The sequence below is a fragment of the Streptomyces sp. NPDC099050 genome (assembly GCF_044759865.1).
Classification (GTDB): Bacteria; Actinomycetota; Actinomycetes; order Streptomycetales; family Streptomycetaceae; genus Streptomyces.
The window spans coordinates 51786-76778 of the sequence record NZ_JBIWAE010000032.1; the positions used below are offsets into that span (position 1 = coordinate 51786).

General features: G+C 69.8%; 22 protein-coding genes. 13 read left to right on the plus strand and 9 right to left on the minus strand.

From position 1 onward, the window contains the following. Positions 1–44 precede the first annotated feature (44 nt). The gene (locus ACIQV3_RS35985; RefSeq protein ID WP_403720217.1) at positions 45–488 is read right to left on the minus strand and encodes a hypothetical protein; all 444 of its coding nucleotides are present in this window, start codon (positions 486–488) and stop codon (positions 45–47) included. 366 nt (positions 489–854) lie between these two features. Between ACIQV3_RS35985 and ACIQV3_RS35990 the strand changes: the two genes are divergently transcribed. Next, positions 855–1256 (plus strand): hypothetical protein, encoded by a 402-nt coding sequence (locus ACIQV3_RS35990; protein WP_403720219.1) that lies wholly within the window; start codon positions 855–857, stop codon positions 1254–1256. On the opposite strand, the gene ACIQV3_RS35995 is transcribed toward ACIQV3_RS35990, so the two are convergent. From ACIQV3_RS35995 to ACIQV3_RS36015, 5 genes are all read right to left on the minus strand, one after another. Then, entirely contained in the window at positions 1253–1795 is a 543-nt protein-coding gene (locus ACIQV3_RS35995) for a Ku protein (protein ID WP_403720222.1), read from the minus strand. The two genes, ACIQV3_RS35990 and ACIQV3_RS35995, sit on opposite strands and share 4 nt — an antisense overlap. Positions 1796–1804: 9 nt before the next feature. Beyond that, entirely contained in the window at positions 1805–4336 is a 2532-nt protein-coding gene (locus ACIQV3_RS36000; RefSeq protein ID WP_403720224.1) for an FtsX-like permease family protein, read from the minus strand. After that, positions 4333–5043: an ABC transporter ATP-binding protein gene (locus tag ACIQV3_RS36005; RefSeq protein ID WP_403720226.1), complete on the minus strand. Its 711-nt coding sequence runs from the start codon at positions 5041–5043 to the stop codon at positions 4333–4335. Before ACIQV3_RS36005 ends, ACIQV3_RS36000 begins: the two co-directional genes overlap by 4 nt. A 77-nt stretch (positions 5044–5120) precedes the next feature. Continuing rightward, entirely contained in the window at positions 5121–5501 is a 381-nt protein-coding gene (locus ACIQV3_RS36010) for a peptidase inhibitor family I36 protein (protein WP_403720229.1), read from the minus strand. A gap of 562 nt (positions 5502–6063) precedes the next feature. Next, entirely contained in the window at positions 6064–6504 is a 441-nt protein-coding gene (locus tag ACIQV3_RS36015; protein ID WP_403720231.1) for a hypothetical protein, read from the minus strand. A gap of 214 nt (positions 6505–6718) precedes the next feature. Here ACIQV3_RS36015 and ACIQV3_RS36020 point away from each other — a divergent pair, with 214 nt between their 5' ends. The 4 genes from ACIQV3_RS36020 to ACIQV3_RS36035 all read left to right on the plus strand — a co-directional run bounded on the left by ACIQV3_RS36020 (position 6719) and on the right by ACIQV3_RS36035 (position 10174). Continuing rightward, a complete protein-coding gene (locus ACIQV3_RS36020; RefSeq protein WP_403720233.1) occupies positions 6719–7111 on the plus strand; it encodes a hypothetical protein in 393 nt (130 codons plus the stop codon). Beyond that, the gene (locus ACIQV3_RS36025; protein WP_403720236.1) at positions 7104–8021 is read left to right on the plus strand and encodes a recombinase family protein; all 918 of its coding nucleotides are present in this window, start codon (positions 7104–7106) and stop codon (positions 8019–8021) included. Before ACIQV3_RS36020 ends, ACIQV3_RS36025 begins: the two co-directional genes overlap by 8 nt. A 108-nt stretch (positions 8022–8129) precedes the next feature. Further along, positions 8130–8312, plus strand: coding sequence for a hypothetical protein (locus ACIQV3_RS36030; RefSeq protein ID WP_403720239.1), 183 nt, complete (start codon positions 8130–8132; stop codon positions 8310–8312). Between the two features lie 287 nt (positions 8313–8599). After that, positions 8600–10174, plus strand: a complete 1575-nt coding sequence (locus ACIQV3_RS36035; RefSeq protein WP_403720241.1) for a hypothetical protein — start codon at positions 8600–8602, stop codon at positions 10172–10174. Positions 10175–10251: 77 nt separating this feature from the next. On the opposite strand, the gene ACIQV3_RS36040 is transcribed toward ACIQV3_RS36035, so the two are convergent. Beyond that, entirely contained in the window at positions 10252–11238 is a 987-nt protein-coding gene (locus ACIQV3_RS36040) for a hypothetical protein (RefSeq protein ID WP_403720244.1), read from the minus strand. Between the two features lie 715 nt (positions 11239–11953). Between ACIQV3_RS36040 and ACIQV3_RS36045 the strand changes: the two genes are divergently transcribed. From ACIQV3_RS36045 to ACIQV3_RS36060, 4 genes are all read left to right on the plus strand, one after another. Then, positions 11954–12730: a hypothetical protein gene (locus tag ACIQV3_RS36045; RefSeq protein ID WP_403720247.1), complete on the plus strand. Its 777-nt coding sequence runs from the start codon at positions 11954–11956 to the stop codon at positions 12728–12730. Then, positions 12727–13974 carry a hypothetical protein gene (locus ACIQV3_RS36050; RefSeq protein WP_403720249.1) on the plus strand — a complete coding sequence of 416 codons (1248 nt, stop codon included), beginning with the start codon at positions 12727–12729 and terminating at the stop codon, positions 13972–13974. Before ACIQV3_RS36045 ends, ACIQV3_RS36050 begins: the two co-directional genes overlap by 4 nt. Positions 13975–14233: 259 nt before the next feature. Then, on the plus strand, positions 14234–15163 hold the full coding sequence (locus tag ACIQV3_RS36055) for a ParA family protein (protein ID WP_403720251.1): 930 nt from the start codon (positions 14234–14236) through the stop codon (positions 15161–15163). Beyond that, entirely contained in the window at positions 15163–16134 is a 972-nt protein-coding gene (locus ACIQV3_RS36060) for a hypothetical protein (protein ID WP_403720253.1), read from the plus strand. Before ACIQV3_RS36055 ends, ACIQV3_RS36060 begins: the two co-directional genes overlap by 1 nt. Before the next feature lie 62 nt (positions 16135–16196). On the opposite strand, the gene ACIQV3_RS36065 is transcribed toward ACIQV3_RS36060, so the two are convergent. After that, positions 16197–17024: a hypothetical protein gene (locus tag ACIQV3_RS36065; RefSeq protein ID WP_403720255.1), complete on the minus strand. Its 828-nt coding sequence runs from the start codon at positions 17022–17024 to the stop codon at positions 16197–16199. Positions 17025–17383: 359 nt separating this feature from the next. On the opposite strand from ACIQV3_RS36065, the gene ACIQV3_RS36070 reads away from it, so the two are divergent. Then, positions 17384–17653, plus strand: coding sequence for a hypothetical protein (locus tag ACIQV3_RS36070; protein ID WP_403720257.1), 270 nt, complete (start codon positions 17384–17386; stop codon positions 17651–17653). A gap of 148 nt (positions 17654–17801) precedes the next feature. On the opposite strand, the gene ACIQV3_RS36075 is transcribed toward ACIQV3_RS36070, so the two are convergent. After that, positions 17802–17924 carry a hypothetical protein gene (locus ACIQV3_RS36075; RefSeq protein ID WP_403720260.1) on the minus strand — a complete coding sequence of 41 codons (123 nt, stop codon included), beginning with the start codon at positions 17922–17924 and terminating at the stop codon, positions 17802–17804. Positions 17925–18187: 263 nt separating this feature from the next. On the opposite strand from ACIQV3_RS36075, the gene ACIQV3_RS36080 reads away from it, so the two are divergent. The 3 genes from ACIQV3_RS36080 to ACIQV3_RS36090 all read left to right on the plus strand — a co-directional run. Then, on the plus strand, positions 18188–21313 hold the full coding sequence (locus tag ACIQV3_RS36080; protein ID WP_403720263.1) for a Tn3 family transposase: 3126 nt from the start codon (positions 18188–18190) through the stop codon (positions 21311–21313). Between the two features lie 204 nt (positions 21314–21517). Continuing rightward, positions 21518–21847, plus strand: a complete 330-nt coding sequence (locus tag ACIQV3_RS36085) for a trypco2 family protein (protein WP_403720268.1) — start codon at positions 21518–21520, stop codon at positions 21845–21847. A gap of 50 nt (positions 21848–21897) precedes the next feature. Next, on the plus strand, positions 21898–24993 hold a 3096-nt coding region (locus ACIQV3_RS36090), incomplete at its 3' end, for a tetratricopeptide repeat protein (RefSeq protein ID WP_403720271.1).

A 24993-nucleotide genomic window follows, 5' to 3' on the forward strand; every position in this document is an offset into this window, starting at 1 on the left:
CTTCGGGGCGAGTGAAGTGCCGTACGGGCGAGGTGCTCGAGCTGTCAGTGCGGAGTGCTCGGGCCGTGTTCCTGGTACCAGTCGAGGAAGGCGGCGACCGAGCCGTCGAAGTCAGCACGGATGACCTGGTGGATGGCGCGCTGGTCGTGTCCGGGCCGCCACGTCGACTGGGTTTCCTCGCCGCAGCCGCAGCGGCAGAGGAGGTTGTCGAAGGCCGGCGCCTCGACATAGGTGACCGGACTGCGCTTCGCGGTCGGGGTCGGGTCGGGCTGGCCGACGTAGGTGTCGTACACCGCGTCGCCGGGACCAAGGATGGTTCCGGAGAACGCGCGCCGGCCGCTGCCGTCGTGATGCCATTGCTCGATGGCGATGGCCATGACCACCTGGTCGGTATCGCGGCTGACGACCACGGCGAACTTCTCCGCTTCCGCGTACTCGGCCAGGACCCACCAGCCGCGGGCGGCGTCGTACACCTCGGCGGTAGTCATCGTCGGGTCGTATCCGCGAAGTTGGCGGGTGAGGAACGGATGCTCCTGGGGCTCGTAGAGCCGAGCACCTGGACGGATTCGCAGCATGAGTGAACCTCCAGTGAAGTCGTGACCCCACACTACACAAGAACCCTCAACCCATCTATTGGTTTGTTTTTTTAACCTCGACACCGGCTGATTTGTTCTTGATTCCCGGATTCCCTACCAGGCGGAAGTTCTTGTCCTACCGCCTGCAGGTCGGCCGCCGGGCTGAGGAGGGAGCCGTCGAGGCGTAGCCGCCTTGGTCGGCGTGGGCCAGCTCGCTCGTCGGGGTGCACTTCGCTGTGCACCCGTGTCCCTACGGCCCGACGGGCCGATTGACGAGACATGCGGAAGATCATCTATTTGCACTCGGCGGGCGCTCTCGCGGCGGCCTTCGTCCTGTCGACAGCGGCGCCGGCGGCGGCCGACTCCAGTTCCTGCACACACCACTTCTCCGGCCCGCAGATCTGCGTCCGCCTGGAGGGCTCAGACGTCTGGAACACCCCAGTCGCAATCTGGGTCAACCCACCGAAGGGCGTGAAGACGCGGCAGGTGTCGCTGTACCTGAACGGAGAAATGCCCCACTTCAGCAACAACCCAGGGCGGGCGACGCGGGTGGGTAAGACCCTCAGCTACACCTGGAGCCGCTCCCAGTGGGAACCCGAGGACAGGATCTGCGTCCGCTTCAAGGACATCGACCGCGTCGCCTGCGAGCGGGTCAAGAGCATCAACCGGGCCCAGTTCTAGGCGCTCCGGTGCGGCGCGCGCCGGCCCGCCGTCTTCTTCGCCGCCGCCTTCTTTGACGTATCCGCGGCTTTCGACGGGGCTCCCTTCTTCTTGGTCGCCTTCTTGGCGGGCAGGTTGTGGACGGTGGCATCGGCATCCTCACCGCGGGCGGAGCGGGCGTCGCGGACCGATGCCTGAAGGGCCGCCATCAGGTCGACGACCTGACCGGCCGGGGCGTCTTCTTCGCCTGGCTCCGGACGTGCTCCCTGGGCCTTGGCGGTGATAACCGATTCGACGGCCTCGCGGTAGCGGTCCCGCTGCTCCGACAGGTCGAAGCCGACCGCGAGGGCGCTGGCCAACTCGACCGCGGCCTCGATCTCGTCCTCGCTGACGTCGACCTCCGCAGGCGCGGGTACCGCGCTGGTCGGGCGGATCTCATCAGGCCACCTCAGCTGGTAGAGCGCGATGACGTCCCCGACCACCCGCAGCGCCCCAAGCCTCTCCCGGTCCCTCATGGAGTACTTGGTGATCGCGACCTTCCCGGCCCGCTCCAGCGCCATGCGCAGCCGCTACTGGCCTGTCCGGAGTTGGCGGCCGTTGGGGGCGAGGAGGGGGCTCAGCGCGATGCTGAGGAGGATGGGCGCGAGGATCCATGCGGTGAGCTGGGTCCAGGGGACGGCTACTTCGATGTCGTAGGGCACCAGTCTTGAGGTGGAGATGGCGAGTCCCGCGATGACGCCGCAGATGGTCGAGAGCAGGGCGATGGTGATGGACTGCCAGGCGATGATGCGGCGGCGTGCGGTGGGCGGGAAGCCCATCTCGAAGAGCCGGCGTAGGTCAGGGCGGAGTTCCTGGGCGGAGGCGGAGAGGGCGAGGATGATCGAGATCGCGGCCGCTACGGATCCAAGGGAGAGCACGAGGTACCACTTGGTGGGGACCATCCCGCTGGGCCCGCGTTCGATCCGTACGTCGGTGATGGGTACGCCGAGAGGTTCGAGGACACGTGCGAGCCGGGCGGTGGTCTCCGCCGGCGGGATGCCTCCGGGGGTGACCATGATGCTATTGGTGGTGACGGTGGCGCCGAGCTTCTGGGCGGTCCGGCTCGCCATGAGGGCTCCGACGCGTCCGAGGGTTGTGGCGTCGGTTTCGGCGGCCAGGGCGATCCGGTTCACGCGGACCTGCTGTTCAGGCTGTGCCGGGTCCGCACCCGGGATCGCAACCGTCGCGAGTCCGTCCTGCTGGTAGGCGGGGTGCAAGACGAGGAGGCCGTCCTTGTCGATGACACGCCACTCGGTATCGGTGGGGGCCCGTCCGGTCACTGCACGGAATTCCTCCGGGGTGTCCACGGCGCCCAGGGGGCGGTCGCCGTATTCCATGCCGGAGCTCCCGATCGAGATCCGGGGGCCGTTGACCTTGATCTGCCAGGGGGGCGCGCTGAGCGGGGAAGCAGCAGTCGGGGTCGTCTGTGCTGGGGCGGCGGTGACGTCCTTGACGGGGACCACTGTGGTGGATGGTCCGAACTCGGCTGCCAGCGCCTGGGAGATAGGAGTGACGGCCTCGGTGTGCCGAAGGATGACCTCGATCTGACCGAGGTGGCGGGGGCCGACGTAGGAGGTCTTCTCGTCTTGGGCGCCGCTGGCGAGGATGACCATGGTGGCGGTGGTGGAGGCCACTGCGAAGATCCCGATGGCTACGGCCGCGACTGGTCGTCGGGGCTCGCGGGCGAGGTTGCGCAGGGCGATACGGAGCGTCGCGGTCGCCGGGGTTGCGAGATGGGCGAGCAGGCGCAGGCTGGCGGGGACGGAACTGAGCAGGATCAGGAAGAGACCGGCGGTTCCTGCGGTGGCCAGGAGCGAGGACGTCGAGCGGGAGGTGAGCAGGACGGAGGTCGCCAGGGCCGCTGCGGCGAGCCCGCCGAAGACGGAGCCGACTGCGAGCCGCCAGGACAACGAGTACCGGGTGGGTGCTTCGATCTGTCGCTTGACCGGCTTGCGCTGGGAGAGGCGGGTGGGCCACCACACGGCGACGACGGCGCAGACCGCGCTCACTACGAGGAGGGCCAGGCCGCGCTGCCACGGCACCGTGAGTGGGGCGAGGTCTTTGTCGACGACGCTGACCAGCAGGGGGCGGACCAGAATGCTGAGGGTGGTCCCGGTGAGGTATCCCACCGTCGCGCCCCAGACGGCGGCGGTCAGGCCGGCGATGCGGCAGGTGGCCAGGACCCATCGGCTGTCGAGTCCGACCGCCGAGAGCAGGGCGAATTCCTGCTGGAGGCGGCGCATCCGGATGGAGAAGGCGGCTGCCGCACCGACGCTGACGAGGAGGACGCCTGGGATCATGATGATGCCAGGTTCGCGTTCGAGCATCGACCGTGAAGCCTGGATGTCGGCGCGGGTTCGGATCAGGACGCCGGCGTCGCCCGCCGCGCCGAGCACGGTGGAGAGCTGACCCGGGTCCGAGGTGGCCAGGAGCCAGCTCGCCTGGGTGCCGTACTCATCCGCGTGCTGGGCGTCTTTCCAGAGGGCGCTCTGTCCGGGCGCAGCCACGATCATTTGGCCGAGATAGCCCTGGGGATTTTGGATGATGCCGGTGATCCGTGCTGTAGCGGGCGACCAGCGGCTGGCCATCACATCCCCGAGGGCGAGCTTCTGCCTGGCGGCGAGGTTCTCGGTGATGGCGACCTCGCCGACTGCGGTGGGCAGCGTGCCGGAGAGGATCCGCACTGCGCTGCGGGCGGGCCCGTGGCTCCAGTCGGTTTCCTTGAAGGAGACCAGGGTGGTGATGCCGTCGAACACCATGGGGTACTCGAGGGAGTCGATCATCTCGGTAGCCGTGAGGCCGGGCCCTGCGGGCCGGATGATTCCAGCGATCTGGTCGGCTGTGGGCCTGGTCTCGCCCGGCATGATCAAGGCGGCGGCCGAGCCCATCTGGTTCGTCGCACGCTGGTCGGCGGTAGCCGTGATCCATTGCAGGGAGCCGGCAGCGAAGGCGGCGAGGAGGACGGGGACGGCGAACAGGCTCAGGAGCATCGCCCTGCGCCGTCCGCGTCCGATGATGACGCGCCAGGCAAGGGCGAGTTGGAGACGTCGGCGCTGGATCACGTGCGGGCCGCCGCCTCTGCCGAGGGTTCGCGGTCTTCCGCGTCCACGCGGCGACCGTCGCGCAAGGTGACGACTTGGGAGGCGTAGGGCAGGTTCGCGGGGTTGTGGGTGCTCAGGACCACGGTGGTGCCCTCCGCGCTCAGCGCGCTCAGCAGCTGCATGATCTCCTGCCCGGTAGTCGAATCCAGGGCGCCTGTGGGCTCGTCGGCGAGGATGATCTCGCGCTCACCCACGATGGCCCGCGCGATGGCCGCCCGCTGCTGCTGCCCGCCGGAGACCTCGCTGGGGAACCGGTTCCCGAGGTCACCGAGGCCGACCCGTTCCAGTGCCGTCGCGGCGGCTGCTCGGGCAGTGGGGCGCGGAACACCAGCCCCTTCTAGGGGCAGCGAGACGTTCTCGAGCAGCGTCAGGTCTCTCAGCAAGTTGAAGTCCTGGAAGACGAATCCGATCCGGGTCAGGCGCATCCGCGCCAGATCCTTCTCGGAAGAGACCGTCATGTCCGTACCGAGTACGGCTAGCTTGCCTTCGTCCGGCCGGTCGAGCCCGCCGATCAAGTTCAACAGGGTGCTCTTGCCCGAGCCGCTGGCCCCCACGAGGATCGCCAGCTCGCCTTCCTCGACTGTCAGCGACACCTTGTCTACCGCGTGCACCGGCTCGGCCGCGCTGGGATAGATCCTGCTGACCGAGACCGCTTCAACCGCTGCCATTTTGCTCCCCACCTCAAGAGGGGGCACCCGGCACGCAGCCAGATGCCCCCGTTACCACTTGGATCCTGACGCTATTGCTAGCAGGCCCTGTTGTCGGTGTAGATGGCCAAGGAGCTGGCCTCGTCGTAGTCGTACAGGCTCAGGCTGTGGTTTCCGAGGCCGGCCCCCATGCAGCGGCTCGAACCGGTCTGGTTCGTGTTGAAGAACCACTTCGCATCGACGGCCGCATTGTTCCACCAGGAGTTGGTCTGGTCGTTGAAGCCCTCGTTGCTCAGGTTGTAGCGGCCACCGGGGGTGTTCTTGAAGAAGCCGCCCCCTGAGTAGTTGTCGTCACGGTACATACAGACAACCGTGACGTTGCACCCCTGCGGCGCCGCAATGGCTACACCGACCCCCGCCGTGGTGCCGACCAGTGCAGTGAGCCCTGCCAGAGCTCCGACCAGCGCAAGCTTGCGCATGTGCCCTCCCCAATTGTTGAACAGGGCTGTGCCGCCCTGCGAGCACACAGTCCAACATCAAACAGCGCAGGACAGCAGGGGAGTTCTGGACCCTGCATGAAGGATTCGAAGGCATGCCTTTGTCCTATGACAAACAGTCATGTCATCGTTCCGGTTGCAGCAATAGGTCCGAGATAGCCCAAATAGGGCTTTTGGTTATATCGGAGAATTTGGCTCGATTAGATACGCACCTCGGTGGGGGCTGAGCCTCGATAGGCCGCTAAACCAATGCCGCATCAAGCGACGTTCACCCTGCAGGTCAAGACCTCGGCCGCACTTAATGACGCTGGCGGGGGCCGCGGCGGCGGATGGTTGAGACGCCCTTGCCGAGTTGCTGCCGAAGGGCTTCGTTGTCGTGAAAGAGGGCGGCGATCGCGGTGCGGGCGGTCTTGAGCTTGTTCTCCAGGAGAGTGCCCACCAAAGGGCAGGACCAGCCCTCCGCCGCCGCGTTCTAGCTCGGCCGGTGGACCCGCGGCGCCCTGCCCTCACTGGTCTGACCCTCAACACGCCAAGTCGGCGCCGGTCAGCTGCAGGAGCCGATCGTGCTGCTGGGCGGCCTTCTCTTCAACAGGCTCGAGACCTTGCCTCCGGCCTGGATCTGCTCACCCAGGCGTTCGATCTCCAAGTACTGAGCAGCAATCCGGGACAGCGCACGCTGCTTGAAATCGGTCAGGTCGGCAAGCTCGGCATCCTGCCTGGTCAGGCGATTCTGTAGGGTCGTATTGGGCTCTCTGAGTCGCTCGATCTGAGCGAGGCGCGGGTCCACGATCTCGCCCGCTTCCCGCAGGGACTTCAGCCGGCGGTCGAACTCCTGGGCCAGGTGCTGGTAGGGGCCGGGGCGGGTGGAGCCGTCGCGGTGCTTCTTGGCGTAGAAGGCCGTTCGCGCCACACCGGCCTCGGCCGCGAGGGTGTTGAGGTCGCACTTGCCGCCAGGTGGCAGGTCGCCCCGCAGCAGCCGCTCCATCGCGGACCGAATACGCGATCCAGTGGGCCGAGGGGGCGAAAGCGGTCCCCTGCGCCCCCTGGACGCCGGAACGGCTGATCCAATCGGCGACCAGCGGAAACGTGATCGCGATCCAATCAGGACCACGCCATACTTGCGCCTCCCCTTTATGCCCCCATAGGGTGTTCCGCGACAGTCAGGCCGCCCACGGCCCGGCCAACCCAAGGGGACAACCATGGCGTTCGGCGACATCACCACCACCGACCTGAACGGCTGGCAGTACCGCGCGATCGGCGTGCTCGACGGCCTCGTGAAGGCCGGGCTCAAGGCGGAGCGGCACCCGCTCAACTGGACCGTCACCAGCAACGGCGCCCTGCGCGGCGAGGTAGACCGCCTCCGTGCCACACAGACCGACAACGACCGCCGCTCCATCTTCGACGAGTGGTGCAGCGTCCTGGACGCCGGCCAGCCGCGCGAGTCCAAGCGGTTCGAGGGCGGAATCCGCCTGACCGCCGTGTTCAAGCACCCCACCAACCGGGGCGACGTCCAGGGCTCCCTGGTACTCGACATCGACCTGCCGTTGGACGACATCACCAACGAGGACCAGGAGGACGTCGACCGTGGCTGACCGCCTGTACCTGAGGCACTCCACGGACAAGCAGACCAACCTCCGCCAGAAGCACCACCTCGCCTCGTACCTCAAGGCTGGCGCCCCGGCGTACGAGGATCCGGCGACCTCCAGCCGTCTGCATCCCCTCAAGCGGCCCGGCTTCGTGCGCCTTCTGGACGAGGCGGCGGTCGGCGACGTCGTACGCCTCGCTGACGCCGCCCGCCTGTTCCGATCGGTCAAGGATGTACTCGACGTCCGCGACGTCCTACGGCGACGAGGGCTCCACCTGCGGATCGCCTCCGGACCCTGGGCAGGCATGGACCTCACCTCCGAGGACCCGATGACGAAGCTCTTCGTCACGATGCTGGCCGGGGTCCTTGAGTTCCAGCGCGACATGATCAGCGAGAACACCAAGGACGGACTCGCAGCAGCACGGGCGGAAGGCAAGACGCTCGGCCGACCCGCGCGACTCAGCCCCGGCCAGACCGCCGAGATCGTCAGCGCCTACGAGACCGGCACGGCAGTCAAGGCGCTCGCACGACAGCACGGCGTCGACCCGAAGGTCATCCGCCGCGCGCTCGACCTCGCCGGAGCGCGCGCGGCCCCCGACCTGGACGCGTTCTCGGCGCAGGACATCGAGGCCGACCAGGAGCACGAGGTCGACCCGGACCCCAGCGTGGTGGTTGACGTGCCCGGCCTTGTCGCCGAGGCGCTCGCGGACGTCGCAAATGGCGCTGTCCGGATCGCGCTGACGGACGGGCAGACGATCCGCCGGGGCCAGGGCTACTCGGTCCGGGTCACCGCCCCCCTGTCCGTGCACCGGGTGATGATCGAGGAGTCCTCTACCTCCCTGATGCAGTCGCCCGCCGGCCGTAAAGCCCACCGGGTCCACTCCGACCGGGTGAGGTCTGGCGGAGCCACCGCTTGACGCCCTGTCTCACCGCTGACCACCTCACCGCACAACTGCCTGCCAGACCCCAAATCCCCGTGCCAACAGCCCCGCAAGGCGGTCGGCCGATACGAAGGAGCACTCCAGATGTCGCTCGGAACCTTCCACCAGTCGGTGGTATGGCTGCTGTACGTGCTGGCCGTGGGGCTCGCGGGCCTGGGCGTCTTCGGTCTCATCGTGGGACGCGAACTGCGGGGGAAGAGCGGCATCGCATTTGCCGGGGCCCTGATGGCGGCGATCTTCGCAACCCTGCTGTGGTGGCTTGCATGACGGTCCACGCCCGCCGCGGCGGCCAGCCACGGCAACACCTGCGCTCGAAGTCCGGTGGCTGTCGGCGGCGACCGCTACCGTTGCTGGCGTGACCCGGCTAGCCGCGTACTGCCGGTCGCCGCTCAGCCCGCGCCCACGCCGCGGGGGATCCCCGGCAGGGGGGCGGCCAAGGTCTCCCGGGGCCCGTGTAGATGATCACGGCGACACCCGTGGTGCGTCCCGTACTTCCTTCTGTGGCCCTTGACGTACGGCCGGAGGAGCGTGGGTCCGTCCGGCTTGGAGACGTCATGCCGAAGAAGCAGCCCACCGCGGCGAAGCGAGCGCGCGCCGCCACCCGGACATCGGGCACCAAGTACACCGCCGCCCTGCGCGAGGCGACCGGAGTCCACCTTCCGCCTCACCTCGAACTCTTCGACATCCGGGTGCTGTCCGACGACGAGCGGATGGTCGCGGACTGCCTGCGGGCACTCGCCGCCCAGGGCGGGAAGCTTCCCGTACGCGAGGCCGAGCCGGACCCGGAGGTGGTGGAGGCCCGGCTCCGGGCCGAAGGGAAGGGTATTGCCCCGCAGTGGCAGCGGTGGGCGTCGGTGCAGGCCGCGGTCGACGGCTACGTGTTGCGCGAGAGCCAGTACGGGCCGAACCGCTCCGGATACACCCCGACCAGCCGCGGGCCCCGTGTTCCTGTGCCGGTGCGCGCGGCCGACGGCACCGTGACGATGATCGCGATGCCGGAGTGGGCCCGCCTGGAGGGCTTCCAGTGGGTATGGGCGCACACCGGCTGGCCGGTGGAGACGCCCGGCCGGATCGTGCACCCGCCGCAGGACTTCTTTCCGGCGCCGGCGCTGCGCTGGCAGGTAGCGGTCTGGCTCGACCTCGGGCACGACGGGAAGGTGCTGGGCGAGGACTACGCTGGCGGCGCCTCAGGCTGGCAGACGGTCGGCTGGTGCACCAGCCGCGAGGACGCCCAGTTGATCGCCCGCGCGTACGCCGCGCACCGCGGCCCCTACGCTCGCGCCGACGTCATCGAGCACGGCAGCGACAACGGGGTCGTCTCCGTCACCAGGGACACCTACCTTCCTGCCCCGGGTGCTTCCGAGCGTCCCCGCCCCACCACCGCCCCGGGCCTGCGCCCGGCCTCGCCGGACAGGTCCCAGATCCCCGAACCCGCTTGGTTCAAGAGCAAGGGGAACCCGCCGAACTCGTCGCTGATCGTCTGGACCGGCACCGGCTGGCGCACGCTGGTGTGGACGAACTGGCAGGCGGCGAACATCGCGGCTGTGCTCGGCATCGGGGCCGGCGGCCCCTACGAGTGGGCGGAGGATTGGGGGCCGCGCCACCCAGACCGGGACCTGCACGACTGGACGCAGGAGGGCCGCGAACTGCACCGCTGCTTCCCGGAGACCACCTACGAGGACCGCACGGAGCTGTTCGACGCCTGGCGCCAGACCAAGGAGGATGCCCTGGTTGACGCGCTCGCTCTCCGGGGCGGCCTCACCCGGGAGCAGGCCGTCGCCCGGCTCGCTCAGGGCGGCGAGGAGTACCGCCAGGTCCTGGACGTCGGGCAGGCCTCCATCGCCCGGGCCCTGCACACAGCACGCCGCGCCCTGCCCGAAGGCCCCGAGCGCACCGCGATCCGCCACGCCCTGGACGACCTGATGGACCACCATCTGCTGCCGCTGGACGCCGAGCGCATCGCAGGCGAGCAGCTCGACAGCGAGGTCGAGAGCACGCGCTCCCCCGAGGCCACCGCCTGGTGCCGCCGGGCAGTCGCCGAGTACGTCGCCCCTACTCCCGACCCGGCCGCAGTTGGTGTCGAGGGATTCAAGGTCTTCCCGGACCGCGACCAGGAGGATGCCGAGTAGAACCTCCTTCCCATCGCGCGGCGGCCCCGCCGAGAGTTCCGGAGGGGCCGCAGCACGGCTACGAGACAGCAGAACGTTCAGCCGCCGGCCGGGTAGCTCGTCAGGCGGCCGGCGTCCAGAACCAGCCCGGCGTAGGCGTCCACAAGGAGTGGTGCGGCTTCGGGTTTGGTGGGCAAGTCCGTGCCGGTCCGTGCGTCCAGGGCGACGGGGCCGTTCGCGCCGAGGCCGTAGACCCGTCCGTGCCAGACCGCGGTCACCGTCGGCGCCCTGCGGCCCCCCTCGCCGTCCTTGATGACCCACAGCAGCTGTCCGGTGGCCGGGTCCACTGCGACGACCGCGAAGGCGTGCGGACACACCAGCGTCTGGGCCTGGTCGTAGGTGCAGGTCACCGTGCCGAGCCCCGGGGGCATGTCGGCACGGAGACGCCCGGTCGACACGTCCAGCAACTGATCCGTCTTCGTGCCGTCGGGTTTCCTGCCCGCGATGCGGAGCGTGGAGGGGCCGGCTGCGTCCATGTACGCGGCGTACACCTTCGCCCCGCGCCACTTCTCGCTGCCGGTGGCGAGTTCGAGCCCGACCGGGCTGGGTGTGCGGGGCTCGCCGTGGAGCAGGCCGGTCACCGTCCCGGTGCTGACCTGGACAGCCTCCAACCCGTCCTTTCTCCACCGCAGGGCGTGGGACGCGGTGTCGATGCCGTACGACACGGCCTCGTCACCACCGACAACCGTGACCACGGCCGTACCGTCGTGCGCTCCCACGGCCGCGACCGTGACCGAGTTGGCCGTGAGCGCCCACTCGGGCAGCTTGACGGTGGTCCTCCAGGTGCCCTTGTGCGGGGCCGTCGCGCTGACGGCGACGAGCTCGACCATCGCGCCCGCGGTGTGCGTGCCGGAGGCGGGCACCGTCAGCAGGAACGGGGCCAGAACCTCGGCGCCGCCGGCCAGGACTGGTGGCAGGGTGTCATCCTCGGCGTCGCTGCGCAGCGCTTCACCCCGGGCCGACTCCTCGCCCACGGTGCGGCCGGTGGCCAGGTCGACGACCTCCAGACCGGTCGGGGAGGCCACGAAGGCCAAGGCGTCGTGAAGGAGAACGGGCAGGTCTGTGCTGCTCCCGCGGACCTGACCCGCCAAATTGGTCCGGCCCTTCGTGACGGTTTCGGGTAGCTGCACCTTCCCGCGTACGTCGAACCAGGACGGTGGGTCATGCGCCACGAGCCTCGGTTCTGCGGACGGCGCTGGTGCACTCGCGGACGGCGGGGAGGGGGTGCCCGGTTTCGCATCATCGGCTACCGGACCGCACCCGGCGACCAGGCCAGTGGTCAAGGACAGGGCGAGCGCTAACGGCCGTACAGGAGAACGCACATGGACCTCTTCGCAGTCGTACGGACGGTGTGGTCAAGGTACGCCTCGCCCCGCGCGGGTCTGGCGTGAGGGGAAGCGCCCGCCGCTGGTCGGTAGCTCCTCGGCCCTGGGGGCCTGCGGTGCCCCGACGGGGTTGTCGCTCGCCGCCGGCGGCCGCGGGTCCGTGCGTGGCCTTGAAGACGGGTCGCGTGGCTGATGTCGGGAAGTGGTTGCTGCAGCCCTGCAGGCGTTTGTTCGGGTGCGGGAGCGTCGGGGCTGACTTTCGTGGGCTGGGGTCGAGCCAGGTGGGGGTGGGGCTCTGCCTTGGCCGCCGCGTTGGATTCGCCGCTCCGCCGCGACTGTCCGGTAGTCCGTATTCGAAGGAGAGGGTGTCAGCGTTTCGCTGACAATCCTTGCTGTCAGTGGAATGCTGACAAGCATGGCGAAGGACTATGTGAAGCACGGCGAGACGAAGTGGGCCGCCGAGAAGCTCCTGCTGGAGCGCTACGGAAGCAGCGAGGACGGCCGCTACGGCGGCAGGCTTCCCCCGGAGAAGGCGATCAGCGCCGTGCTGGTCGCTCTCAGCGGCTACGCCACCCAGGGCCAGGAGCCGGGCGAGGTACCGGCGGAAGACGTCCTCGCGGCGCTCTCGCAGGTGGACGAGGCACGCCAGCGCCTGGACAACATGGAGCTGCGGCTCATCAGTGCAGCGCGCACCCGGGGCACGTCCTGGCAGAAGATCGCTGACGCGCTGGGTCTGGGCACTCGGCAGTCCGCCGAGACCCGGGCACTGCGCCTGGAGCGCGGCGCCCAACCCCACCAGGGTCGCGACGTCGCCTCCCAGCGACTGGAAAAGGCCCGGGGCCGAGCCGCCGAGGCGTGGTGCGCGGAGCACGAGTACCGCGTCCGCGAGGTCAGCGAGAGACTGTTCGACACGTCTGGTGCATGGAACCTGGAGGCCGCCGGCGGGACGGCACGACTCGATGTGCACGCGATCGGCGAGCTCCTCGCGGCGGACGGCAGTCCGGTGGCGCTGGTCCAGAGGCTGGAGAGTGTCCGGCACGCGCTGGTGCCCTACCGCGGTGACGCGCCGAAACCGACGGGCAAGCGGGCCGCCGCCGCAGCGCAGGCCCGAACCGACCTGGTGGCGCTGCTCGACGACAAGTGGCGCGCGCTCCTTCGGGTCACCACAGCCCGGGGCGAGGCGACGGGATGAGCCGTTACACCACCGTCGACCCGACGCTGTCGGGCCCGGAACTGCTGCGGTCGGCCGGGGACGAGGTTGTGTCCTGGCCGTCGATCTCCGCTTCCCGTGCCCGGCAGGTGAACTGGGTGGTGGGTGAGTACACCCGCGCCCTGGCCCATGCCGACCACCCGCTCGACGGCGACGCCCATTTCACGAAGCTGTTCACCGCTGAGCCGGTCCAGGCCTACTTGCGTCTGGCCCGTACCGGCCAGCTGCGCGTACGCAAGGCCGCCGATCCCTCCAAGAGCTCCGACAGCTCGGAGCAGATCCGCCTGGAGGTCCTGAGGTTGCTCGTGACTGCGTGCGGCGCCGAGGACTACGCCGGGCTGCCGCCGCAGCCGGACCCGCCGCGGCAGAAGCCCGTCGCCAAGCGCCCCCGGGCGCTCCTGCGGGCGCAGTTGACCGAGCTGGCCGACTCCCCGGACGCGACCACCAGCCAGCTACGGATGCTCGCCATTGGCGCCGTGGTCTGCGACACCGGCGTCCGGGCGGGCGAGATGTGCTCCCGCCGGATCGAGGATCTCTCCCCGGCCCTGGAGGAGCTGCGCGTGGTGCGCCGCCCCCAGGGCTGGAGCGAGTCGGAGGCCTTCTGTGAGCTCCTGCCCCTGTCCAGCCTGTCCCAGGGAGCCCTCAAGCGCTGGCTGCCCGAGCGAAAGCGGCTGCTGGCCCGGGTCGGAGGCACCGCCACCGTGCTCTGGGTTTCCCTGCACAGCAACCACCAGGATGGCCAGACAGTTCCATCCGGAACCCCGCTCATGCCCCGCGGTCTGGCCCGCGCCTGGACCCGTACGGTCGTCGAGACGAATGTCGAGATGATGGGCCAGCCGTCCTGGGAGCCACTGCCCACGCGCATGGAGCAACTGCGCCGTGGTGTGCAGCCGAAGGCTTCCCGGGCCCCGATAGAGCCAGACGCGGAGAAGGCCGCCGTGCTCCTGGACGACGTCGCTGCCCGCGGCCACGCCCTCGCCCAGCTTCGCCTGACGGAGGAGGAGGGCGGCACCGCCGAGCTACAGGCTCGCGTCGAGGTCCGCCGGGCCGTACGGAACGCGTGGGCGGAGGGTATCGAGCATGCGCTGCAACTGTCCGTCCTCGCAGGCTCGGGCCTGACCGACGACGCCGGCCTGGCGGCCGCCGGCTGGGAGCCGGCGCTGCTGGCCGCGATCGACCGGAGTCAGGGCTGGGGCCGCCCCTCGAAGGCGGCCGCAGCCATGTGACCCGCACGCACCGACAGTGCCGCCCCGGGGCACACAACCCTCCGGGGCGGCGCCGTATCCCCGGAGGCGCGCCGGGGTCTGGAGCCCCCCCCGTGCCGTCCGGAAAGACGTGTCCGGATTTCCGGACATCAAGTGCCGCAAGGGAAAACGGCGTTCACCCGGGACGGAAGACGGGGAAAAGAAGTGCCAGTATGAAGAACGCCCCCGACCCGTCACAGGGTGGGGGGCGTTGCGTGCTTCACCCGCTACGGTGCGGGCTGTGAAGGAAACACAAGAGCAGACCGTACCGGTCCGAAGGCTCCGCGACGACCTGGCCTTCCTGGACATCGTCACCGAGTGGGACACCCTCTCCGGCTATCACCAGTGGAAGGCGGCCGCCGTTGTGCCGGCCACCTTCCGGCCGCGCCCCGACAGGCCGTACGTGATCGCCGTCGCCAACCAGAAAGGCGGCGTCGGCAAGACGATCACGAGCTTGGAACTGGGCCTGGCCATGGTCGCCCGAGGCAAGCGGGTCCGGATCGTGAACGCCGACCCGCAGGACGCGTCGCTGACCGCGTGGGTGCCCGCGATCTACCCGGACGACGTCGCCGAGGCCGACCGCTACACCCTCACCGACGTCTACTACGAGCGGTGCACCCTCGCCCAGGCCACCTGGCCCACCCGGTACGAGGGGCTGTTCGTGGTGCCGTCCCTCCCGGACCTGGCCACGGTGGAGAAGGAAGTCCCGACCGGCGCTGAGACCTGCCTGCGCTACCACCTGCGCGAGGTCGAGGACGACTTCGACGTGACGATCATCGACTCGGGCCCGAGCCTGGGTCTGCTGTCCGTGGCCGGCCTCGTCGCCGCCCACGACGTCGTCATCCCCGTCCAGGCCGCCAGCGCCCTCGACATCAAGGGCGCCGTGGCGCTCTACACGACCATCCACCGGGTTCAGAGCCGGATGAACCGAGACCTCCGGGTCGCTGCCATCGTCCTTACGGACTTCGAGCGGTCCTCCCTCGCCCGGGAGATCGGCGCCGAGATGGCCAAGGCGTTCCCGGACGCGCTGATCATCCCGGCACGGACCTGCGTGGACATCGGCAAAGCCCAGATGAAGCAGCAGGCACTGCGGGAGTTCAGCCCGAACGCCACCACCGTCCAGGACTACGACCAGGGCGCCGGTGTCCTCGTGGAAGGACACGCAGCCTGATGTCGATCTCTGGCATGTTCGCCCAAGTCGCAGCGCAGCCCGTCAGCTCCGCGGTAGCGACCCGCACCGACGCGATCCTGGACGACAAGCCGAAGCCGGCTGCCGACCCCTTCGCCCCGAAGCTCCTCGATCTGGACACCCTCACCGGTACCGACGAGGAGCGGCTCGCCCTCCTCGAAGGAGCGATCGAGGCGGCGCAGAACACGCTCGCCGACAACGTGCGCGACGCCAGGTTCAGAGCCGAGGTCGAGATCGGGTTCACGCTGAACGCCATCCGCAGCCTCGAACTGCACGTCGCGAAGTTCGGAACGATCGAGAACTACGGCGAGACCCGCTGGGGCTACAAGAGGTCCACGCTGTACGAGCTGATGGACACCGCGCCCATCCGGATCGCGATGTCCGGAATTCCGGACACCAGCAACCGCAAGGGAATTGAGCCCCCGAAGCCGCGAACGGCTCCCGACGCCAGCGTCGGAGTCGAGACGCCCACGGAAGAGGCCGCGGAGGCTGTCGAGGAGACCGCGGAGGCTGCGGAGCCCCGCAGCGTGGCCCTCAAGCTGTCCAAGTCGCAGGCGCTCAAGCTTGTGCCCGTGTGGAACGAGGCCGGCGAGAAAGCCACGCGCGAGGTCCTGGCGGATGCGGTCCAGGAAGCCGAGAAGAAGGGCCGCAAGTTGACGGCGGCTGGCATCGAGGCTGCCCGCGTCGACTGGGGCGTCCCTCAGACTTCCACGACCCTGCCACCCTCGGAGGAGCAGCGGCGCCGCGAGGTGAACAAGGTACTGGCGGACGCGGCCGAGACCGCCGAGAAGCTCGTGATCGCCCTGGGCGCCCTCGACATGGAGGAGACGCCCCCACTCGACCACGATTCCGCCGAGAGGTCCGTCAAGGCCCTCCGGACGGTCGGCCGGTGGCTCAACGACCGGAAGAAGCTCAAGGACCCCGTCCAGGAGGCGGAGATCGTCGCGAGCTGACCGACTCCACGGAAGATGAGGCCCCGGCATGAGCCGCGGGCCTCTTTTCGTGGAGTGGGCTGCTACTCGGCGATCTTCATGGGCATGTTGCGCAGCAATGCGGCGGTCATCGCCAAGAGCGTCTCAGCCTCGGCCCGGTCGTAGGCGAAGTCCTTCGTGACGGCATCGTTGTGCAGCGCGCCGGACGTTTGCCCGTAGAGGGCGTCCTGGATCCGCCACCATCGCTCGGTCTGGTTGCATTGGTTCGCGGCCTTCTTCGACCCGGGGTTGTCCCAGTCCACATTCAACCGGAGCCACTCCAGAGCCCGCCTGACTTCCAGGATGGCCGCCCGGACCTGCCCACCGGTCAGCAGGCGCTGCGCGTCCCGCAGCGTCCGTCCGACTTCGGCCCGCTCCGGGTCCCCGAGCGGATACGGCACGGCCATCTCGAACGACGCGGATGACCCCAGCTGTACGACCTGCTCCTCCCACCGGCTCTTCGCGATGCCGATGTGCACCGTGTCCTGTGCGCATCCCGGGTACCCGTCGGCCTGCGGCAGGGTGGCGTTCAGGTCGACCTCGAACCGGATGTCGCCGACGCGGCCCTCCTCGATCGCATGGACCTGCAGCGACGTCAGCAGGAACGACAGGGTCACGCGGTGAATTGTCACCGCTGGGGTGTACGCCAAGTTCACCGTGGTTCGGCCAAGCCGGGACCTCAGTCCGGGTGTCGTGCCGAAGCCGAACAAGTCCGCCTCCAGGGCGAGGATCCTTCCTGCCTGGGCGAACGGCGACACCCCGATGGCGAGCTGGAATCCCAGCTCATGGCCACCCAGCGCCCGTCGCAACCAGGTCTGTTCGCTGTCGGCCGCGACGGTGTACCGGGTGTCGTCGAAGCGAAGTTCCTGCATGGGTCCCCCAGGCGTGACGTGATCGTTCGCCGATTGTCCCGGGCGGGCCATCGCGCCGCCGCCGTTTCTCACCGACTGTGGGCGATGCCGCCCTCGGCGCCTCACTCGTGCGGCCGCGCAGGCGGGGAGGGGTGCGGTAGCTGCCGTCAGCCGGCCCTCTTCCAGGTCTGGCAGCCTGTGGTCTGGAAGGCCTTATCGGCAGCGGAGATCGCCACGGGCCCGCCCGCCTGCGGGCGCGGCTCGCGGCCGAGTCCCCGAGCTTGCAGCGGTGTCCCTGTCCGCAGGCGGTACCGCGACCGCGGGCCGTCTGGCCGATCGCGCCACCGCCGAAGCCCCGTTCCAGCCATCAGGAGCCCACGATGTCCGAGCGATTCACGATCAACACCCACGACTACGACCAACTGCCGGTGGTCGTCTCGGCCAAGGCGCTTTCCGCGCATATCTCGCTGTCCGACCTCGGCATCTACGTCAAGGTCTGCCAGATGCTCCACATGCTCCAGCCCGACCTTGACGCCGTCGTGAAGGAGATGAACTTCCACGGCCGGTACGACGAAGAGGAGGTACGCGCCGGGATTCAGCGACTTGCCACCGCCGGGCTCGTCTGGATCGAACCAACCGAGGACGTGTAGTCAGGGCTTGCCCGCCCGTCTGCGACCGCACAAGGCCCCGGCATGAGCCGCGGGCGGACGGCGCCTCACTCGCACGGCTGCGAGTGATCCCCCTGCCGCCACGCCGTATGAGGGGTCCGGGCCTGCTCGGTCGGCACCCCCCTGACACTCAGCCGAGCGTGACGAGGTTTCCGCAGAAGCCGACGATCACCCCGACAAGCAAGGCAGCGGGACCCCAGTAGCTGACCGTCGCGGACTGCAATCCGCCTTCCAGGTACTCCCTGACTTCCATGAGTTGCGCCTGCACCGGCCTTGGGGACCATCCGTACAGCCGTTGGCGTTAAGCACTTGATCTTGGTCCCTGGGGGTCGCGCGCAGGGCAGGCCCTACCGCATCTCGGCGTTCGGGTGGGGCTGGGACTGCGGCCTTGGGGAACATCGGTACAGCCGTTGGCGCTGAGATTGATCATGGTCGGCTAGCACAGTGATCGTCTTCAGTGCTGGGGTTCGGTGAAAGATCGTCGATCTTGGGCGGGGGCTGGCTACGGTCCGCGTCATGCCGGTGGAGTTCTTAACTGATGATCAGGCCGAGGCGTACGGGAAGTTCGCCGAGGAGCCGACGAGACCTGAGCTGGAGCGGTTCTTCTTCCTGGACGACGTCGACCGGGATCTGATCGCGCTGCGGCGTACGACCCATCATCAGCTGGGCTTCGCGCTTCAGATGTGCACGGTCCGCTATGTGGGGCTGTTCCTGGAGGATCCCCTGGTGGTGCCGTGGCCGGTGGTCGAGCATCTGACCGCGCAGCTCGGTATCGAGGACCCGTCGTGTGTGAAGCGGTACACCGAGCGGCCCAAGACGGCGTACGAACACGCGTGGGAGATCCGGGACGCCTACGGCTACCACCCGTACGACGATCCGGAGTGGGGGCGGAAGTTCCGTACGTTCCTGCACGGCCGGGCGTGGACGCACGCGGAGGGGCCGGTCGCGCTGTTCAACCAGGCGGTGGGCTGGCTGCGGAGGAACCGCGTGCTGCTGCCCGGGGTGTCGGTGCTGGCCCGGCAGGTGTCCGAGGTCCGCCGCATCGCGGAGATGCGGCTGCACGCCACCGTGGCCAGGGCGGCCCGGCGCGCGGATCCGGCGCTGCCGGCGGACCTGGTGGCGACCCTGTCCGTGCCGGAGGGCGGGCGGTACTCGGAGCTGGAGCGGCTGCGCCGGCCGCCGACCCGGACGACGGGCACCGCGTTCGCCCGGTCGCTGGAGCGGGTCGATGAGATCGGTGCGTTCCAGCTGGGCCGGTTGAAGCTGTCGCGGATCCCGCCGAACCGGCTCGCCGCTTTGGCCCGGTACGGGCTGGGGTCCAAGGCCGCGAGCCTGGAGCGGGCGGCGGAGCCCAAGCGCACGGCGATGCTGACCGCGGTGATGCGCCACCTTGAGGCGAAGGCGATCGACGAGGCGCTGGACCTGTTCTCGGTGCTGATGGCGACGCGGCTGATCAGCACGGCGAAGCGGGCGACGGACAAGGAACGGCTGTCGACGCTGCCGCAGCTGGAGAAGGCGTCACGGACCCTGGCGCGGGCGGCGAAGGTGCTGTTCGAGGAGCTGGAGCTGGTCGAGAGCCACGGCACGGACCTGGACGCGGCCGCGTTGTGGCGGGCGGTGGAGGAGGTCGCCCCGCGGGCGGTGGTGATGAGCGCGGCGGCGCTGGTGGTCTCGCTGGTGCCAGAGGACGAGGACTCGGCGGCGGTGGCGATGAGGGCGGCGCTGGCGACCCGGTACAACACGGTGCGGCCGTTCCTGGCGCTGCTGGGCGAGTCGAAGGCGCTGGACGCGGCGACCGGCGGGAAGCGGGTGCTGGCCGGGGTGCGGCGGCTGCCGGCGCTGGCGCGGCGGCGGGTGAAGGACAAGCCGCTGCTGCCGCGCGAGGTCGACGACAAGCTGGTGCCGGCCGCGTGGCGCAAGGCCGTGTACGCGAACGCCGACCTGCCGCAGGGGGCGGTGGACCGGGACGCGTACGTGGTGTGCGTGCTGGAGCAGCTGCACCGCGCGCTTGCGCGCCGGGACGTGTTCGCCGCTCCCTCGCACCGCTGGTCCGATCCGCGCGCCCGGCTGCTGGACGGCACCGAGTGGGAGGCGGTGCGGGAGGACGTCCTGGCCGGGCTGAGCCTGGACATGCCGGTCGAGGAGCACCTGACCGCGCTGGTGACAGCGCTGGATGTGGCGTGGAAGCAGATGGCGCAGCGGCTGGAGGCGGCCGGGCCGGACACGAAGGTCACCATCGAGGTCCCGCCGGGAGGGAGGGCGAAGCTGAACGTGTCCAAGCTCGGCGCGCTCGGCGAGCCGAAGTCGCTGGCCTGGCTGCGGGGCCGGGTCGAGAAGATGCTCCCGAAGATCGACCTGCCGGAGCTGTTGTTCGAGGTCCACGGCTGGACCGGGTTCCTGGACGCCTTCGTGCACCTGGGCGACGGAACTACCCGCATGAAGGACCTGACCACCTCCCTGGTGGCCCTCCTGGTCTCGGAGGCGTGCAACATCGGCCTGACCCCGGTCACCAACCCCGGCCACGAGGCGCTTCACCGTTCCCGGCTGGTGCACGTCGACCAGTTCTACCTGCGCGCCGACACCATCGCCGCGGCGAACGCCGCGCTGATCGCCGCCCAGTCAAAGGTGCCGATCGTGCGGTACTGGGGCGACGGGCTGCTGGCCTCGGTCGACGGACTGCGGTTCGTCGTCCCCGTCCGCACCATCAGCGCCGCCCCGTCCCCGAAGTACTTCGGGTTCAAGCGCGGCATCACCTGGCTCAACGCCGTCAACGACCAGGTCGCCGGGATCGGGCAGATGGTCGTGCCGGGCACCCCGCGCGACTCCCTGCACATCCTGGACGCGCTGCTGAACCTGGACGGCGGGGTGAAGCCGGAGATGGTGGCCACCGACAACGCCTCGTACTCCGACATCGTGTTCGGCATCTTCAAGATCCTGGGCTACAACTTCAGCCCCCGGTTCAAGGACCTGGATGATCAGCGGTTCTGGCGCGCGTCCCTGCCCGGAGTGGAGACGGGTTCGTACGGGCCGCTGGAGGTGCTGGCCCGCAACCGGGTCAACCTGAACAAGGTGATCACGCACTGGCCGGACATGCTCCGGGTCGCCGGTTCCCTGGTCACCAACCAGGTCCGCGCCTACGACCTGCTGCGGATGTTCGGCCGTGAAGGCCACCCCACGCCCTTGGGGCAGGCGTTCGTCGAGTACGGGCGGATCGCCAAGACCCTGCACCTGCTCGCCGTCGTCGACCCCATGGACGACACCTACCGGCGCCAGATGCACAAGCAGCTCACCGTCCAGGAGTCCCGCCACAAGCTGGCCCGCGAGATCTGCCACGGCAAGAAGGGCACCATCCACCAGGCATACCGGGACGGGATGGAAGACCAGCTCGGCGCGCTCGGCCTCGTTTTGAATGCGGTCGTTCTGTGGACGACGCGGTACATCGACGCCGCCGTCGCCCAGCTCCGCGCCGAGGGGCACGAGATCAGGGATGAGGACGTGGCCCGGCTGTCCCCGCTCAAGCACAAGAATGTGAACGTCCTGGGCCGCTACAGCTTCAACTCCTCCCAGCCGGTCGACGGCTTGCGGCCACTGCGCGATCCGGACGACATCGATCTCGACGACGATGACGGCACCGACGAGTGAGCCCGGCACGGGGCGGCTTCGGCATGCTTGGGTCCGTTGGGTGGTGTGAGCGGGGCCGATACGGGCTTGCCGCCTTCTTCCTCCGGGCGGGTGCGTCGGTGGGACCCTGGGATTGTGCCGGCGCGGTTTGGCCAGTCCCTTTACGGGAGAGAACCGTTGGATCCGGGCCCGGGGAGTGCCTGGGCGGTGAGAAGGGGGAGGACGATGTCCGACACGTACGGTGCGGATGGGCAGTGGATGGACCTGGCGGACGCGGTCACGCTGCTGCGGGAGCAGATCGCCGAGGCCCAGAGCCGACTCGCGGACCCCGCGGAGGGCGGCGACAAGGGGGTGCTGTTCACGCTGGGGGAGATCACGGTGGAGCTCGGGCTCGAGCTGACCGGAACCAAGGGCGTCAACGGCGGGCTGAGGTGGAGCGTGGTCAGCCTCAGCGGGAAGAAGGAGAGCGCCACGAAACACACCCACAAGCTGACGGTGAAGCTGACCCCGCACCGGCCGGACGGCGGAGACGTGGACATCCGCGACGTGGAGTAGCCCCTCCCGGTGCGTACGGGACGGGGTCCAGGGGAAGCGGGGGAGGTCTGGTGGAGTTCGACCGTCGGGTGCAGATCCGGGTGCAGATCCGGGGGGACCGGCTGAAGGACGGGAAGCGGCCGAGGGGGCTCGGGTCGGGGTACCTGGTCGCCCCGCGTCTCGTGCTGACCGCCGCCCACGTCCTGGACGACCTGGACCCGGCCGCCTTGGATCCGGTGCGCGTGAGCCTGCCGGACGCCGGCGAGCGGGAGTATCCCGCGATCGTGCGCTGGCAGAGCAAGGGCGACACCATCGACGCGGCGCTGATCGAGATCCAGGACGAGGGCTGGCAGGTACCGCAGTCCCTGCGGGACCTGCTCACCCGGCCTCCCCAGCGGTACGGCCTGATCATCGGCAACCGCCCCCACCCGGTCACCGCGACCGGCTTTCCCCTCATGCAGAAGGACGCCGCGGGCGACCGGCGCCTGGACGAGCAGCTGACCGGCAGCATCGCCCCGGGCACCGGCGCCCTGGCCGGCCGCTACGAGATCTCCAGCAGCGACCCCACTCCCAGCACCAAAGCCACCGGCAAGAGCCGCTGGTCGGGCATGTCGGGCGCCACCGTCCTCGCCGACGACGGCTACGGCGGCGACCTGCTGTGCGGCGTCGTACGCCGCGACCGACTCGCCGACGGCGGCACCCGCCTGACCGCCACCACCGCCGCCAGCCTCCTCACCGACGACGTCTTCCGCGCCCTCATCACCCAGCACACCGGCTGGGAACCCGTCCTCGAACCCATCGAACCCGCTGCACTGCTCACCCCCGCCACGGTCGACCGCAACTTCCGCTCACCTGCCGCGCTGCTCCGCGCCGACACCGAGGCCGTCGCCTTCCACGGCCGCGACACCGAACTCGCCGACCTGCACGCGTGGTGCGAAAGCAGCCCGCCCTCCATCTCAGTACGGGTCATGACCGGGCCCGGCGGACAGGGCAAGACCCGCCTCGCCCGCCACCTGACCGACACCCTCGGCTGGCACGGCTGGGTCACCGGACACCTGCGCTCCGACCTCACCGACGACCCCACCCCAGACGGCACCCCGCCCGACTTCACGACCCTGAACACCGCCTTACCCCTGCTCCTGGTCGTCGACTACGCCGAAACCCGCCCCCGCCTCCTCCGCCGCCTGGTCACCCACCTGTGCCGCTCCCGCCACCGGGTGCGGCTGCTGCTGCTCGCCCGCTCCGACGGCGAATGGCGCACCGGCTCCCTCCAAGCGATTCCCGCCGTACGGGACCTCCTCGAAGAAGCCCCCGTCATCCCCCTTGCCCCACTCATCCCCACCAGTCGGCCCGCCCGGGACCGGCGGGACGCCTTTCACGGCGCCGCCGGCGACCTCGCCCGCCTCCTGCCACTGGTCCCCACCCTGCCCGCGCACGACTGGCAGTCCCTCGCCGCCGAGCTCAGGCCCCCCGCAGACCTGCACGACCACCGCTATGACAACGTCCTCACCCTGCAGATGACCGCCCTGGTCGACCTCCTGCAGCACGGACCGCGACCCGTCGACGCGGCCCCCGGCACCCCGCCGGAGCGCACCCTCCTCAAACACGAGGACCGCTTCTGGGAGGCCAGCGCGAAGGCGCCCGCCCACAAACTCGACCTGGACGCCTCCACCCTGGGCGCCGCCGTCGCGGTCGCCGCACTGTGCGGGGCCGGAACCCGGGACGAAGCAGTCCAAGTGATCACCACCCTGCCCGGCCTGCCCGGCCACCAGACGGCATCCGCCGCGAACTGGCTGGCCACGCTGTACCCCGCCGACGGCAACCGCTACTGGGGCTCCCTCCAACCCGACCGCGTCGCCGAGTACCACGCCTCCCGCGTCCTCGAAGACGGCGCCATCACGCTGCCCGCCCTCCTCGCAGCGGGCTCCCCCACGCAGCAGGCACAGACCGTCACCGTCCTGGCCCGCGCCGCCATCGCCCACTACAACACCGGCCGCACCACCAACAGCGACCGCGCCCTCCACACCCTCGACACGGCCCTGGACACCACCCCCCTCGCCTACCAGGCCCTCCAGAGCACCACCGTCGCGCTCCCGTACCCCTCCCGCGTCACAGCACCCCTCGCCCTGAAACTCACCACCGCAGTCACCCAAGCCAACCGGCAACTCGCCGCCCTCGACCCCGCCGCCTACGAACCCGACCTCGCCACCTCGCTGTCCAACCTCGGCGTCCGGTTGGCGGACGTGGGGCGCCGCGCGGAGGCCCTGACCGCCGCCGAGCAGGCAGTGGAGGTCTACCGCAGGCTGGCGGCTGGCAACTCCGGCGCCCACGAGCCCGACCTCGCCGCCTCGCTGTCCAACCTCGGCGTCCGGTTGGCGGTGGCGGGGCGCCACGCGGAGGCCCTGACCGCCGCCGAGCAGGCAGTGGAGATCCGGCGCAGGCTGGCGGCTGGCAACTCTGCCGCCTACGAACCCGACCTCGCCGCCTCGTTGTCCAACCTCGGCGTCCGGTTGGCGGTGGCGGGGCGCCGCGCGGAGGCCCTGACCGCCGCCGAGCAGGCGTTGGAGGTCTACCGCAGGCTGGCGGCCGGCACCTCCGGCGCCTACGAACCCGACCTCGCCCGCTCCCTGTCCAACCTCGGCAACCACCTGTCGGAGGCGGGGCGCCACGCGGAGGCCCTGACCGCCACCGAGCAGGCGTTGGAGATCTACCGCAGGCTGGCGGCCGGCGACTCCGGCGCCTACGAACCCGACCTCGCCGCCTCGTTGTCCAACCTCGGCAACCGGTTGGCGGTGGCAGGGCGCCACGCGGAGGCCCTGACCGCCGAGCGGCAGGCGCTGGAGATCTGCCGCAGGCTGGCGGCTGGCACCTCTGCCGCCTACGAACCCGACCTCGCCCGCTCGCTGTCCAACCTCGGCTTCCACCTGTCGGTGGCGGGGCGCCGCGCGGAGGCCCTGACCGCCGCCGAGCAGGCGTTGGAGGTCTACCGCAGGCTGGCGGCCGGCACCTCCGGCGCCTACGAACCCGACCTCGCCCGCTCCCTGTCCAACCTCGGCAAACGGTTGTCGGAGGCGGGGCGCCGCGCGGAGGCCCTGACCGCCGCCGAGCAGGCGTTGGAGGTCTACCGCAGGCTGGCGGCCGGCACCTCCGGCGCCTACGAACCCGAC

Coding starts and splice junctions, on each gene's coding strand:
- ACIQV3_RS36035 (WP_403720241.1), top strand. CDS start 8,600: ATGCCGAAGAAGCAGCCCACCGCGGCGAAGCGAGCGCGCGCCGCCACC.
- ACIQV3_RS36070 (WP_403720257.1), top strand. CDS start 17,384: ATGTCCGAGCGATTCACGATCAACACCCACGACTACGACCAACTGCCG.
- ACIQV3_RS35985 (WP_403720217.1), bottom strand. CDS start 488: ATGACTACCGCCGAGGTGTACGACGCCGCCCGCGGCTGGTGGGTCCTG.
- ACIQV3_RS35990 (WP_403720219.1), top strand. CDS start 855: ATGCGGAAGATCATCTATTTGCACTCGGCGGGCGCTCTCGCGGCGGCC.
- ACIQV3_RS36080 (WP_403720263.1), top strand. CDS start 18,188: ATGCCGGTGGAGTTCTTAACTGATGATCAGGCCGAGGCGTACGGGAAG.
- ACIQV3_RS36030 (WP_403720239.1), top strand. CDS start 8,130: ATGTCGCTCGGAACCTTCCACCAGTCGGTGGTATGGCTGCTGTACGTG.
- ACIQV3_RS36010 (WP_403720229.1), bottom strand. CDS start 5,501: ATGCGCAAGCTTGCGCTGGTCGGAGCTCTGGCAGGGCTCACTGCACTG.
- ACIQV3_RS35995 (WP_403720222.1), bottom strand. CDS start 1,795: ATGGCGCTGGAGCGGGCCGGGAAGGTCGCGATCACCAAGTACTCCATG.
- ACIQV3_RS36075 (WP_403720260.1), bottom strand. CDS start 17,924: ATGGAAGTCAGGGAGTACCTGGAAGGCGGATTGCAGTCCGCGACGGTC.
- ACIQV3_RS36050 (WP_403720249.1), top strand. CDS start 12,727: ATGAGCCGTTACACCACCGTCGACCCGACGCTGTCGGGCCCGGAACTG.
- ACIQV3_RS36085 (WP_403720268.1), top strand. CDS start 21,518: ATGTCCGACACGTACGGTGCGGATGGGCAGTGGATGGACCTGGCGGAC.
- ACIQV3_RS36060 (WP_403720253.1), top strand. CDS start 15,163: ATGTCGATCTCTGGCATGTTCGCCCAAGTCGCAGCGCAGCCCGTCAGC.
- ACIQV3_RS36015 (WP_403720231.1), bottom strand. CDS start 6,504: ATGGAGCGGCTGCTGCGGGGCGACCTGCCACCTGGCGGCAAGTGCGAC.
- ACIQV3_RS36065 (WP_403720255.1), bottom strand. CDS start 17,024: ATGCAGGAACTTCGCTTCGACGACACCCGGTACACCGTCGCGGCCGAC.
- ACIQV3_RS36005 (WP_403720226.1), bottom strand. CDS start 5,043: ATGGCAGCGGTTGAAGCGGTCTCGGTCAGCAGGATCTATCCCAGCGCG.
- ACIQV3_RS36045 (WP_403720247.1), top strand. CDS start 11,954: ATGGCGAAGGACTATGTGAAGCACGGCGAGACGAAGTGGGCCGCCGAG.
- ACIQV3_RS36020 (WP_403720233.1), top strand. CDS start 6,719: ATGGCGTTCGGCGACATCACCACCACCGACCTGAACGGCTGGCAGTAC.